The organism is Mycoplasma pogonae (assembly GCF_054170725.1).
The window spans coordinates 1-16744 of the sequence record NZ_JBSWZS010000013.1; the positions used below are offsets into that span (position 1 = coordinate 1).

Genomic DNA, 16744 nt, shown 5'->3' on the forward strand with positions numbered 1-16744 from the left:
AAGGGCAATTTTTTTTTCTGGGGGTACCCCCCTTTTTGGCAATGTATTTTAACAATTGCTAATTCATCCCTGTTTTGTACTATTTTAGTACCTTTTGTATATATGATACTAATGAATTTTCTCCCTAATCCGACATTCCATTTCATTTAAAAATATTGAATTGTTATTAATCTATCAATATGCTTGACCTCTGGGTTTTGATTACCCGAGGTCAAGCATGTTGTGTTTATAAACATTGAAACCATTTCATAAATGAAATGGAATAAAACAAAAAAAGGAGACCGGGTGGTCTCCCATATTAATTAATTTATTAATTAATATATATTAAGGAGAGACCACCCAACCCCATCCGCCCAAGCGTGCTTTGCCGCGGCGGTGGGGTGGGGGTCTCTCCTATGTTGTTTCACAACCCCCCTTACCCCCCATTAAAATAAATGAAGAGCAAAAGGCGGAAACTATATTAACTGATTTCTATTGTCTGATGCACTAAAAAACCAGACCCCCAAACGAAAAAAATGCAACAATAGAGTTAATATCGTTTAAATTTACTTATTATTTGCACTTTTTCCTAACTTTATCATCGAATTAGTATCATCTATATATATATATATATATATATATATTAAAATATAAATAATTAATAACCATGAGGCGGGAGATAAATCTTATTTATTAGTTATTTTTTATTTTTTTGAAATAATCAAAAAAGTTTGAAATACCATAAAAAAACAAGTCAAAATAATTTTTTTTATTAAAAAAAAGATTTTAAATAAATTTATAAATTAAAGCCTAAATTACATTAAGCATCAATTCAAAATTAGCATTACCAATTTATTAATTAAATTTTTAATTAATAAAAATAAATTACACTAGGCTTTTTGAAAGAAGGTTTTTATGAAAAAAACAAATAATAATTTCAAATTACAAAATTTAAGAAAAACTAGTTTATTTGTTTTATCAACCATTCCATTAATAGCATCAAGTATTGCTATTTCAGGGGTGGGTAATGGACCTAATGACTGGTATGATGGCGAAAGTATTATGGGTTGAATTGAAAATCCTGTTAACAATATCAAAAATTTAACCCCCGGTCAAAAAGAAGCGTTTGCTAATGGCAATGCCCATGCTTTTGGAAAAAATGATATTCGCCAAGTGGAATCTGATATGGCTGAGCTTTATCAGCGCTATATAGCTATGAAAAAATTAAGAGATAACACTAGTGGTAAATATTATTCTCATTACTCTCAGTCAGAAGAATTTGTTAGACCTATTTTTGATAAAGCGCTAAAAGATGCTGAAAATGCTTTATCCAATCCAGAATACAATGTAATTGATTTTGTTCAAATAAAAAAATTAGGGGAAGAACTTTATCAAAAATGAAATGCCCTTGATGGTTTTGAAAATATTCTTCTTAAAGAAGTTGCTTCAAAAAAAGTTTTAACACACGCTATGAAAGCTTATTTTAATAATTGAATAATAGTTAATTTAAGAAATATGCGAGAAAATGAAATGGGGGAAAGAAATAATATAAATGATGACTATTTAGCAAAAGTTAATGAATGAAAATCATTGATCGTTGAAGCGACAAAAAAATTTGAAGGTTATATCGATTTTATTAATGAGTATAAAATTAAAAAAAATGAATCTAAATATCAAAATGCAACACCAAGATTAAAAGAAGATTTTGATAATGCAATTGAAAATGCTGTAAAAGCAAATATCATGACACCTGACATCGAATCTGAAAAACAAAAAATTATTAATGCTTGAAATAACTTAGATGGCTTAGTAAATTCTAATGAAAATTTAAGAACTCTAGAAAGCAAAATTCAAGATGTTAATAAATTGCCACACTTAACCAACGGTTATAAACAAAAGATTATCGATTTATTAAATTCTAGTGGTAAAAGACCTGTAAATTTAAGTAAAACAAATGCAAAATATAGCGAAGATTTAGAAAAAATAGTTGCAAATGCTAGAGAAAAAGATAATCAATTCAATAGTGTTGTAGAAGTCTTTAAAAATTACCAAAATACTATTGGAACAATAAAATATGATGAAGCTAGCAATAAATTAACAGAAGATACAAAAGTTTTTCAAGCTTTAGCATCTATTTTAGAAGATCCCACGCAACCAGATGGTTCAATTGCAAAAACAGTAGATAATCTTTTGAATAAGTCATATGATTTACAGTATTTCAAATTAAAATTTACCGGAAATTTAAGAGATGTTGAAAACGCAATACAAAAAATAAATCAAGCTAAAACCGCTTTAAATGGTGTGGAAGAATTTCAAAGAAAAAAACAAGCTTTAATAGATAAATTAAATAAAGAACCATTAAATACTTTAAATCTTTTAACTAAAAATGATATAAAATCTAAAATTAATGGTGTAAAAAATTCTTCAGAACTTTCTGATATAGAGGCTAAAGCTAATGGTTTAGTTAATGAAGTAAAGTATTTAAAATCTGTTATTGCAGATATGGAAGATTACAAAAAAAATGGCGAATATTTATTAGCAACTAATAAAAATGAATATGATTTAGCACTCCAAAATTTAAAAAATAAATTAAATACTAATTTATTTGCAGATTCAATTGATGATTTAACAAAATTTACTGCTAATGAAGCACAAGCTAAAACTAAATTAAATGGTTTAGAAGTTAGAAAAAACCAACTAAAAGAGAAATTAAAAACTTCACCTTTAAGTGCTTTAAATCAAAAAACAAAAGAAGCAATTGAAGCAAAAATTAATGGAGCTCATAGAGTTTCTGAATTAGATTCACTTGATACAAAAGCTACAGCAATCGCAAATGCATTTAAAACATTGAAAGATGAAATTGCAAATTTAGAAGCTTATAAAACAAACGTTGATTATCGTTTAGCTGACAATGATAAACGCACTAATTTTGATAATAATTTAGATGCATTAAAAATTGAAGCATCAAAAACTGCAAACATTTTAGAAGCTCCGGTTTCTACTTTTAATAATTTAGTTGCTGCAGCTATAACTACTAAAAATGAATTAAATGGTAATGAAATAAAAAACTCACTAGATGCTGATGTTAATGGTTTCAATAATATAACTGAAGAAAATCGAACAATTATTAAAAATAAAATAGCAGCCATTGGAACACAAGCTTCTGCAATCAAAATTAAGGATGATTTTAAAGTAATTAATGAAAAAATTGGTGCTGAAAAAGTTAAAATTAGTGGTTATAATTTTTCTAATAATTTAAAAAATCAGTATTTTGATGAATTCAAAAATTTTAGTGCTAATGATGAAGCGGTTACAGATATAATTGACAAAATCACTCAAGCAGGGAATAGAGCTAAAGCGATTCAAGATGCATGACTAGAATATGTAAAGACTTTTGATCATTTTAAAAATCTTGTAGGTACAATTAATTTTGATTCAGCAAGTAATCGAGATTCTAATGCCCAAAATGTTTATAATGCATTAAAAGAAGTTATTAGTTCATTTATATGAGAACCTTGACCGTTTCGTTCAAATTATGACATTAATCATTTAACAATGAAAGATGACATGACAGTTGAAAAAATAAATGCAGCAAAACGGAAAATCCAGTTACAAGAATCAACATTAAATGGTATTGAAGTTCAAACCAATTTAAAAAATAATGTAAAAAATAAATTAAATAGCGCTCCTTTTAATGTTTTGAACGAAATAACTAAAAATGCTATTATATCGGCAATTGATGCAATAAATACTCCAAATGGTGGAACATTAAGCAACAAACTAAGAGAAATTGAAGCCAAAATGAATAAAGCAACTGAGTTATCCAAAAAAATAACTCAATTTGAAGCTGCTAAATTAACAGCAAATTATCGCTTATCCGATGATGAAAAAAGACAACAATTCGATAATTTACTTGCTTCATTAAAAGCAAAAGAAAATCAAAACACTTATGATGATGATGCAATTTATAGATTAGCTATAAACGCAAATACTGACATGCTAAATGGGGATGCTAATTTAAGAGCTGCTCAAGCAACAATTGATGGTTATGTAAATTATGGAACTAGCCAAAAAACTGATACAAAAAATATTTTAGCTTCAAATGATTCACGTGTTGATACAAAAGCTAAATTTGATGCATTAGTTAGTTTATTTAGTAAAGCTAATGGTATTTTAGGTCAAGCCATAGGAGAAATCAATAACTTATCCCATTTAAATTCAACTCACAAAACTAATGTTATTAATAGAATTAAGAATTACTCACTAGGGCAAAAAGATGAATCTCAACTAAGAACTATGATTATGTCTGGTTCTGATTTAGTTAATGCTAAAAATTTTGACCAGAAGTTTAATCAGTTAGCTGCAAAATTAAAAGAATATACTGATAAAATTGGTACAGTTCAACATGATAGTGCTACTACTAAAGTTGATTCTGACACAAAAGTAAAAGAAGCACTTCAAAGTGTTTTACAATCTCCTAGAATTGAAACAATTTCTTCTACAACAACAATTACTGATGGTGTATTTTCAGTAATTAGCTCAGAACCGATAAATAATTCAATAACAAAAATTCAAAATGCAATTATTGCTTTAAATGGTGATGTTGTAGCTAAAAAAGCTGAATTGAAAGCTAAATTAGATGCAAAACCATTTAGTAATATGGCTTCACTCATAATTGACAATCTAAAAAATGAGATTAATACAAAAATATCATTAGATCAGTTTGCACCGATAGAAACAAAAATTAATAATGCAAATCCAATTGTAAAAGAAATCAATGATAAAATTACCAAGCTTACAGATATGCTGGCATCACCAAATTATAAATTAGCTAGCGATGACAAACAATCAAGTTTTAATACAATTAAAAACAATATCGAAAGACTGCTAAATCAAGATTTATTTGAAAATGCAAAATTAAATCAAGCAAAAGAAACACTAAAAACATTTGATAATATTGATTTAGATGGAGATGCTAATCTAGCAACTGCTGAAAGAAGCGTTAATGGACTTGATGCTTTAAGTAACGATCAAAAAAACCAAGCAATACAAAAAATTAAAGATTTAACTAAAGTTGACACTAAGAAAAAACTTGATGATGCAATAGCTAATGTCACAACAATTAATACAGCTTTAAAAACCGCCAAAACTAAAGTTCAAAATTTAAAACATATAAGCCAAACAGCTAAAGATGCAGCTAAAAAACAACTAGAGCAAATTAATATTAGTGATCTTGTTCTAACAACTACACAAGCAAGTGTTGATGCAATTATTAATCCATTAACAGCTTTAAATAATAAATTTGATGATTTAAAAACTAAATTGGGAAAATATACTGCAACAATCGGTCAAACCAAACATGATCTTGCTGATGATAAAAATAAATTAGATCAAAAAGTACTTGCTGCACTTGCAACTGTGCTAAATAATCCACCAACTACATTAGCTAAAGATACAAATATTGAAAATTTAACTTTTTCTGCAGCTAATGCAACCGCCGTTACCACTGCAATTGAAGAAATTGAAAATGCGTTTAAAAAACTAAATGGTGATGAAGTCTTAAGAGCAAAAATTACAGAATTTTTAAAAGACACAAAATTAGATGCTTTAAATGCCGCAACTAAAGCTGCGGTTACGGTTGCAGCTAATTCAGCTACAACGGAAGCTGAATTAGATAAAGTAAAAGCAAAAGTAGAAACAACACTTGAAAATAAATCAAAAATTGAAAAAGCAATTTCTGATTTAATTGCTGAAAAAGAAAAAGCTAATTATAAATTAGCTGAACAAAGTAAAAAGGCTGCTTTTGATACCCAATTAACTGAATTGCAAACCAAATTAGCTAATGATAATATTTATGATAAAACAGCTGATGAGATAGCTAAAATATCAGAAGCGGCTGAAGCGGCAAAAACAGCTTTAGATGGAGACAAAAATTTAGAAGCTGCTCTTAAAAAATTAAGTGACTTAACAAATATTGCAACTACACAAAAAGCAAGGATTGTTGCAAAAGCTAAAAATTTAGATCAAATAGATAATAAAATTAAATTAGATGATTTAGTTACTATATTTACTGCAGTAAATAACGATATTGCAACAAAACAAGTTGAAGTAGGTGGTTTATTGCATTTATCATCTGAGGTTCAAAAACATTTTAAAGATCAATTATCAAATATTGACCCTAGTTTAAATAAAACTCAAATTGATACAAAACTTGCTAAAGATCTTGCTAGTGCTAAAGATTTAAATGCTAAATTTACAGATTTAAAAGCTAAATTAAAAGAATATACAGATGTAATTGGCACACCAAAGCATAATTTAGCAACTAATAAGGTTGCTGAAGATAATAAAGTTATAGCTGAACTTGCTAAGGTTTTAGAAACTCCAAATATTTTGACATTGACTGCCACAACAAATATTAATAGTAAAACTTTGAGGGTAACTGATGGTACTAAAGTTGATGAGGCAATTACTGTAATTGACAATTCATTAAAAGTGCTTGACGGTGAAAATGTTCTTAAAAAACAAAAAACCGATTATGCTAATGAGATTAAAAATAAAATTAAAGTTTTACCACATTTTTCAAATGATTTAGGAGCTGAATTTGGTAATCGAATTAGTGCACTTGTTACAGCTAATGTTAATAATGCAACTCAATCGCTTGCTGACTTCAAGCCATTAATTGATGCTTTAAAAACCGAAGCTGATAGCTTAAATACTGATTATGATAAATTAGCTAATGCTTTACAAGACTATTTAAATACATTTGAGCAAACTAAATATACCAAAGCAACTAATCAAGATGAGCAAAATAATGCAGTATTTGCAGCATTAAATGAAGTTTTGGAACCGAGTGTTACAAAACCTAGTGATTTAACTAAAGATTATGTAATTGCAGTTCCAAAAATGAAATTAGGTACAACCGCAACCACAATCGACAAAGCTGTAGCAAAAATCACAGCAGCCAAAGTAGCATTAAATGGTGATGAAGTTGCACTTGATGAATTTAAACGAGAATTAAATGCAAAACTTGATAATGTACCATTTAAAGATGTTATTGATACAACATTTATTGATACAATTAAAAAAGATATTGAAAGTCAAACTAATTTAGATGGGCTAGATCCAATTAAAGTTAAAATTGATGCAGCCACTGATCTAATTGCTAAAATTAATCAAAAAGGCGCTGAATTAAACACAATTAAAGCAACTGATAATTACCAACTAGCCGATAATGATAAAAAACAAGCATTTGATAATTTCAGCACAGAAATTGATGAGCTTTTTAAAAAAGATATTTTTGATGCAGCAGAAGTTGCTAAAGCAAATGAAAAATTGGCTACAGCAATTCCGGAATTAAATGGTGATACAAACTTATCTACTTCAAAAGCTAAAATTAATGCTCTAAATAATTTATCAACTTCTCAAAAAGCTCAATCAAAAACCAAATTAATGGATCGATCACAAGTGACTAATAAAACAACGCTTGATGCAACTGATGCAACACTGAGTGCTATTAATGATGCATTAGGAACAGCTAAAAACACTATTACTAACTTAACTCATGTTAATGAAACAAATAAAGCAGCAACTGTAACTTCCTTAGAAGCAATTGATATTACTAACCTTTCAACTGAGGAGGCTCAAAAAGCAATTGCTGCAATCGTAGACAAAGCTACTGCACTAAATGATAAATTTGCTAAACTTAAAGAAGCACTAGCTCAATACACTAATACAATTGGCGAAACTAAACATGACCTTGCTGATGATAAGGATAAATTAAATCAGGATGTTTTAAGTGCGTTAAAATCAGTTTTAGATGGTGTAACTTCAACAGATTTAACCAAAGCTTTTGATATTAGTTATAACAAATTAAAAGTAGCTAATGCTGCAGATGTAGAGACCGCAATTACTGCAATCACTGAAGCTTTTGATAAATTAAATGGTGATAAGGTCTTAGAAGATAGAATTAATGCCTTTGTTGCTACATTAGATACTGATGAAAATTTACAAAAATTAAATGAAGCAACAAAACAAGCAATTAGAAAAGCTGCCGAAGCTGCAAAAACTGCAGTTGCACTAAATGAAGTAAAAGATAAAGCTAATAAAGCATTAGAAAATAAAGCTACACTTGAAAAAGCTATAGCAGATTTGCAACCTGTTAAAAATACAGCAGATTACAAATTAGCTTCAACAGACAAAGCAAGTGATTTTGATACAAAATTAACAGAATTAGAAGCGAAATTAGCTAATGAAAATATTTATGATAAAACTTCAGATGAAATTGATGATTTATCAAAACCTGCTCAAGATGCTAAAAAAGCTTTAAATGGTAATAATAATAAAATTGAAGCTAAAAATGAAATTGATAAATTAACTAACATCAATTCATCCAAACGTATTGATATCAAAACTCAAATGGATGATTTATCAAAAATTAATACCAAAGATAAATTAGATGAATTAGTAAGTGATTATCAAGAGATTAATAGTGATATTGGAACCAAAAAAACAACAATATCAGGATTGACCCATTTAGCTCCGAATGTACAAAATCATTTTAATGGGAAATTAGAAAATATTGACCCTACACAAGATAAAACTACAATTAATGCAAATAATTCTGCAATTGTTACTCAAGCAACAAAGCTAAATGATAAATTTAATGAATTGGTTGCAAAATTAAAAGACTACACTGATATTATTGGTAAGGCCAAACATGATTTAGCTACTAATAAAGCTACTCAAGATACCGCCGTTATGACCGCAGTTAATAGCATTTTAGAAACATCACAGCTTACAACATTAACAAATACAAGCACTATTAATGATGAAAAATTAAGTGTTAATGATATTGCAAAAATTACTGAAGCAATTAATGCAATTGAAACTGCAATTAATTCGCTTGATGGCGAAACTGTTTTAGAAAGAGAAAAAACTCAGCTTGCTGATAATGCTAAAACTGCAATTGGTAATTTAGCTCATTTATCACCAGAATTGGCAAAAGAATTCACTGATAAAATTGATGCTTTACCAAGAAATGATAAAACACAAGATAAAGATACTTTCGCATCAGAAGTAGCTAAAATTAAAACAACAGCTGAAACTCTAAATAATGAATATAATAAAGTTGATCAAGCTTTAAAAGATTATTTAGCCGTTTTAGATAAGGTGCAATACACAGAAGCAAATAATGCTGATGCTCAAGATAAAGCATTATTTGATGCACTTAATGAAATACTTCAAACTCCAGTTACAAAACCAGAACCATTTGATAATAGTTATACAATTGCTGATTTTAAAATGAAAGCCGGAACTACTTCAGATAAAATCACCAAAGCTATAGAGGCGATTGCGGCCGCAAAATCTGCTTTAAATGGTGAAACTATTTTAGAAAACAAAAAAATTGCCTTAGTTGATACTGCAAAAAAAGAAATTGAAAAACTTTCTAATTTATCAAAAACATTGATAGATCAATTTAAAAATGAATTAACTGAACTAGATACAAAAGATGAAACTGAAGATGAAACTGCTTTTGCAGCAAAAGTAAATCCAATTACAACTAAAGCTCATGCATTGAATGATGAAAAAGCAAAATTAATTGCTTTAGTTAATGCTTCACCATTAACCACATTACAAGAAGCTTTTAGAAATGCAATTAAAACAGAAATCGATAATGCTGTTGAATTAACTGATTTAAATCCAATTCAAAAAAGACTTGAAGATGCTACAAACGGAATCGAAAAAATTAACAAAAAAGTTGCTGAACTTGAAACTGTTAAAGATAGCGATAATTACAAATTAGCTGATGATGTAAAACAAAAAGAATTTGATGATTTAATTCAAAGCCTAAAAAATCATTTAACTAATGATTTGTTTGATGCTACAAAATTAACAGAAGCTAATAATGCAGTCGCTGCAGCAAATAGCAATATGTTAAACGGAGGAGCTAATTTAGTGGCTTCAAAAAATAAAGTTGATCACTTAACTAATTTAAGTGCTACTCAAAAAGCTGAAGCAATTAAAAAATTAGAAGATCGCACAAATGTTAATAGCAAAGCAACCTTAGATGCAGTTGATGAAACATTAAAAGGTATTAATACAAAATTTGGTGTAGCAAAAACTACAGTTAGTGAAATGAATCATTTAACGGAAACAGCTAAACAAGCAGTTGAAGCAGAATTGGGCGCAATCGATATCACTAGTCTTTCAACTGATCAAGCTCAAAGTGAAATTGATAAAGTACTTGCCAAACAAAATGAATTAAAAGCAGAATTGGATAAATTAAAAGCAGCTTTAAAAAAATACACCGATACAATCGGAACAAATCAACACAATTTAGCTGATAACAAAGATGCGATAGATCAAGAGGTGCTTGCTGCACTTAAAGGAGTTATAGATAGTTTTTCAGATACTAGTTTAACTAATTCTATAAATCTTAATAATGCAAAATTAGCAACTAATAATAAAGATGATTTAGCTAATGCAACTAAAGTAATCGAGGCAGCGCTTGCAAAATTAAATGGTGAAACTAATTTAACTGAAGCAGAAGAAAAAGTTAAAAAATTAGCTAATTTAAGTGACGCTCAAAAAACACAAGCTCTTACTAAATTAAATAATGAGTCAGAAATTAATTCAAAAGCCGCTTTAGACACAGCTGTTAATGAATTTGAAACAATCAATACAAAATTAGGCGAAGCAAAAACTGCAATTCAAGATCTTACCCACTTAGTAACAACAACCCAAACTAATGCAGTTATAAAATTAGGTGAAATTGATGTTACAGATGCAACAGCTTCAGGAGTTGAAACTACAAGCAAGCTAATTGTTGATAAAGTTAAAGCAATAAACGATACATTTAACCAATTAAAAACAGCACTTCAAAATTACACTAACCAAATTGGTGAAGTAAAACATGTGCTAGCTGATAATCCGTCTGCAGCAGATCAAGAAGTAACTGAACAACTTAATGCTGTATTAGAAAACTTCGATGCGACAACCTTAACAAAAGGTATAGACATTGATAGTTACAAATTAACTGCTTCAGAATCTAGCGAAGTTTCTGATGCAATTGCTAAAATTAATCAAGCATTTAACAAATTAAATGGTGATACAAATAAAACTTATGCACTTACTGAAATTAGTAAATTAAGTGAAATTGCTGATTCAAAAAGAACATTAATTGAAAATAAAATTAATGATTTAACTCAAATTAATTCTAAAACTAAATTAGATGAATTGGTAACCACATTTAGTGACATCAACACATTATTAGTCACTAAAAAAGCTGAAATATCTAATCAAAAACATTTAGCTTCTGAAGTAGAACAACACTTTAAAGCTGAGCTTGCAAACATTGATGTTGATGCTGACAAAACAGTAATTGAAAATGCAATTGAAATTAAAGTTAAAGAAGCACAAAATGTTAATGCTAAATTTAATGATTTACAAACAGCATTACAAGCTTATCAAGCTGTATTAAATAAAGCTAGATATACTCAAGCAACTAATGCCACAGAAGAAGATAAAGTTGTTATTGATGCTTTAGCATCTGTTTTAAAAGACTTTGCCACTTCTACAACACTAGACAAATCAACTGATATTTCCACTTATAAACTTTCAGCTAACACAGAAGTTCAAGTTCAAACAGCAATTGATAGTATTGAAAAAGCTTTACAAGCGCTTGATGGTGAAACTGTTTTACAACAACAAAAAACTGATTTTGTTACTGAAATTAAAAAAGAGATTGCTGCACTAAATCACATTTCAGTTGATTTATCACATGAATTTAATGAACAAATTGATAAAATTGCAGCCCCTTATTTAGATAATGCCGATCAAGATTTAGATGCTTTTAAAGTACTGGTAAATGCAGTAAAAACAACAGCTCAAAAATTAAATGCTGAGTATTCAAAAGTTAATGCTGCTTTTGTTGATTATCAAAGTGCAATCGGAACTAATGCTTATGATCATGCAACTAATCAAGAAGTTCAGAATGCTGCAGTATTTGCAGCCCTAAATACACTTGTTGATCCAAAATTAACAAAACCAGCAAGACTAGCAAAAGATTATAAAGTTGATAGTTTAAAACTAGCAGCTGGAATTGATTTGACAAAGATTAATAAAGCAGTTGAAGATATTAAAGCTGCTAAAGCAGCTCTTGACGGTGATCAAGTTGTTTTAAAAAATAAAAAAGATGAATTAAAAAATTTATTGAAAAATCCGCCATTAAGCGATCTTCCTGATACTATTAAAAATAATTTAAAAGAAGAAATTGATTCCAAATCGGATTTAGATGATTTAAATCAAATTAAAGATCGCATCGATAATGCCAAAGACATACTTGAAAAAGTTAAAGCACAAATTACTGATTTAACAGCTAAAAAAGCTACTTCAGATTACAAATTAGCTGATGAAGCAAATAAAAATAATTTAGATGAAGCATTAGCAAAATTAAATGAAGATTTAACTAAAGATTTATTTGATAGTGCTAATGTAGATAAGGCTAGTGAAAATATTAAGGCAGCTAAAAATGTAACTTTAAATGGTAATGCAAACCTACAAGCTGCTAAAAAAGAAATTGATGATTTACTTAACTTAAGTGATGATCAAAAAAATCAAGCGAAAGCTAAATTAGATGAAATTGCAAATTCAGCAAATAATACAGTAGGTAATCCAACTTCAAAGGCAGATTTGGATGTAGCTGTAGAGAATTTTAAAACAATTGATGAAGAAGTTAAAATTTCTAAAAATAAAATTGCGAATTTAAATCATTTAAATGATACTGTTATAAATAAAGCAAAAGATGACATTAACAAAATCGACATTAAAGACCTTGCAAGTGATGAAGTAAAAACAAAAAGTGACGAAATTGTTAATAAATTAATAGAAGTAAACAATCAATTTGATCAATTACAAACAAAATTAAAAGAATACACCGACACAATCGGCACTGTAAAACATGATTTAACAAATGATGTCAACGCAATTGATCAAGTTATAAAAAGCTCACTTGGAAATGTGCTTGATAATTTACCAAGTGGTGAATTAGTTAAAAACTATGATATTAGTGGTGCTAAACTAAAAAAAGCAAATGCCGAAGATATTCAGAAAGCAATTACAGCAATTGAAGATGAATTAAACAAATTAAATGGTGAGCAAGTTTTAGCTGCAAAAATTAAAGAATTAATAGATAAACTAACTAGCGATGCCGCTTTAAGTACTTTGAATCAAGCAACAAAAAATGCAATTATCGCTGAAGCTAATAAAGCACAAACACTTGAAAAATTAAAAGAAATTGAAGACAAAGCTAATCAAGCTGTATTAGATCAAAACAAATTACAACAAGTAATTAACGATTTAAAAACTGCAAAAGAATCAGCAAATTACAAATTAGCTGATCCAACTAAACAAGCTGATTTTGATTCAAAACTTACTGCATTAGAGAATACTTTAGCTAATGATAATTTATATGATAAAACATCTGATGAAGTTGATGTTATTTTAGACCCCACTAAAAATGCAAATACCGCTTTAGATGGTGATAGCAATTTAGAAAAAGCTCTTAGAGATATTGAGGGCATGACAAATATCCCTGCAACACCGCAAAGGACAGCGATAAAGTCTCAAGCTAATAATTTATCAGAAATTAATAACAAAGCCGCCTTAGATGACTTGATTACTAAGTTTAGCGCAGCAAATACCGCAATTGCTAATGCCAATACTGAAATTGCAAAATTAAACTATTTATCACCAGAATTGCAAGATCAATTTAAGACAAAGGCTGCTAATATTAATGTCGATGCTGACCAGAATACAATTACAGCAACAATTAAAAAACATGTAGATGATGCCAAAGAGCTTGAAGCTAAATTTGCTGAGCTTGCTGAGGCGGCAGAAAAATACAAAGCAGCTATGGAAACTCCAAAATATTTAGAAGCTGACCCAGCAAATCAAACTTTACAAAATCAAAAAGTTCAAGAAGCACTAGAATCTGTTTTAAAAGATAAAACTTATACTAATTTTATAAATGAATTTAAATTAATTAATAATGAAACCTTAAAAGCTGGCACAACACTGGATAATGTTGAAAATGCAATTGCTAAAATTAAAGATGCAGTCAATTCATTAGATGGCACCAAGCAAGTTGATGATGTTAAAGAAGCCTTAAAAGACAAAATTAATAACCCAGATGGAATTTACAATAAATTAAATGACACAACTAAAGAAGCTATTTTAGATGAAATCGATAATGCCAATACCGACACTAAAGCTGAAGTCAATGACATTGATCAAAAAGCTAAAGAAGCTCTTGACACACATAATGAGCTAACTAATAAAGTTAAAGAATTAGAAGATTTTAAAGATAATCCAAATTACAAATTAGCTTCTGATGCTGAAAAAACAGCTTATGATAATGCAATTACAAAGTTAAAAGAAGAACTAAATAAAAATCTTCTTGATCCGGATAATAAAACTACATCAAATACAGCAATGAGTGCTGCTGATGCAGCTAAAACAGCTCTTGATGGTAATACTAATTTAGCAAAAGCTAAAGAAGAAATTGACAAACTAACTAATTTACCAGACGAAGTTAAAAATGATATTAAAAATAATTTAGATACAATTGCCGCTTCAGGAAATGGAAGCAATTCAAAATTAACTGATGAAGTTAATAAAGCAAAAGAAATTGCACAAAAATTAGATGACACAATTCAAGCAATTGATGTACAACCAAATCTTTCTGATGCTGCTAAAACAGCTTTAAAAGATCAGGCCAAAGCAATTGATGCTAATAATTCAACTGCTGAGATTGCTAAAAAGCTCGATGAAGTGACTCAAAAAGCAAAAGATTTAAATGATAAATTTAATGATTTGAAAGAGACATATAATAAATACAAAGATGCAATGGATAGTGCCAAATATAAAGATGCAACTGATGAAAATAAAGCTGAACAAGATGAAGCAGTTACAGCTGCAACTAACAATGTTTTAGATTCGCCAACCATACCAAGTGCTACAACTGAGTTACAAGGTAAAGTAAAAGCTGGAACAACAACGACAGATTTAGATCAAGCAATTAAAGACATTGAAAAAGCACTAAATAATTTAGATGGTGATACTGAATTACAAAAAGCAAAAAACAAATTAGTTGATAAAACCAATCCAGGTAATACATTAGATCCATTAAATGAAGCAACTAAGAATGCAATTAAAGAAGAAGTTAATAATGCTACTTCGAAAAAAGATGTAAAAGATATTAGTGACAAAGCTGATGAAGCATTAAATACTTTAAAAACAATTGAAGAAGAAATTAAAAAATTAAATGATGCTAAAGTTAGTGATGATTATAAATTAGCTAGCGATGATAAAAAACAACAATTTGATGAAGCCTTAAAAGAGCTAACGGATTTAAAAAATAGTAATTTAATTGATACCTCTATTAAAGATAAATTAGATAAAGCTCAGGTTAATAGTGATAAAGTTATTAATGAATTAGATGGTAAGGCAAATCTAGATAATGCTCAAAAAACAATTGATGGGTTTACTAACTTGTCACTAGCAGATCGTGAAAAAGCTAAAATTGACATCCCAACTACTTCATTAGATGATTTAAATAAATATGTTGATGACATTAAAGCAATTAATGACGAAATCAAAAAACAAAATGATTTTATTGATAAGTTACCAAATCTCTCTGATGATGCCAAAACACAAGCTAAAGACAAGATTGCTGAGGTTGTTGATTTAGATAAATCTAAAGAAGAAAATATTGAAAATATTCAAAAAGTAGTTGATAATATTTTAGATATCAATAACTACTTTAATGATTTAAGAGAAGTAATTGACAACTACTTATCAGTAAGACAGACACCAACCTACACAGCAGCTACAAATGGTGTTGAACAAGATCAAAAATTTGTGAATGCTTTAAATGAGGTAATTGCAAAACCAATCACCAATCCCGATGACAATATTGTAAATCGCTTTAAAGCCGGAGTTAATGAGGATAAAATTAATGAAGCGATTGCTAAAATTAAACAAGCTACTGCAGATTTAGATGGAAATATTGAAGTCAATAAATTTAAAGATAAATTAATTAATATGATCGATGATGATGCAAAATATAAACATTTATCACAAGCTACTAAAGAATCACTAAAAGCAAAAATTTATGCTGTTAATCCAAATGAAAGTAATTGAAAAGAACAGCTAAATATCATTCTTTTAGAAGTTGAAGATATTATTACAAGAGTAAGTCAAGTTTTAGCAAAAATTGTCAAACTTGAAACCTTAGGTGCTACGAAATACAAAGCAGAAATTACCGAATTGAAAAAAATATTGGAACAAGATTGAACACGTCCAATCAACTTACCAAAAGATGAGCTGGTTGATAATCAAAATTCTGAATCACAATCAACTAATAAATTGTGATGATTATTATCGCTTTTGGGATTAATTCCAGTTTCATTAGCTGCTCTTTGAGCTAAAATGAAAAAGAAAAGATAGTTATTAAAATTTTTAAGCAAACTATTTTTTAGTGGCAAAAAACAGAATAACACTTGTGTTTTTGTTATAAAAACTAAGTGTTATTTTTTTATACTAAAATGATTGAAAAATACATTAATGCAGCAGATTTTAAAAATTTAATTTTCTTTTTTTAAATTAATTTTTTATGAATCAAAAATTAATTTAAATTTAAATAAAAAATATTTATTAAATTTTTTGTTTTTTATATTAGAATAAAGGAAGCTATTACCTACTCTTT

Annotated in this window: 1 protein-coding gene; it reads left to right on the forward strand. The window is 28.5% G+C overall.

Translation table 4 applies throughout. The annotated features are described in order from the left end of the window. The first annotated feature begins 894 nt into the window (after positions 1-894). Positions 895-16485, forward strand: a complete 15591-nt coding sequence (locus ACW95P_RS04255; RefSeq protein WP_457962010.1) for a hypothetical protein — start codon at positions 895-897, stop codon at positions 16483-16485. Positions 16486-16744 lie beyond the last annotated feature (259 nt).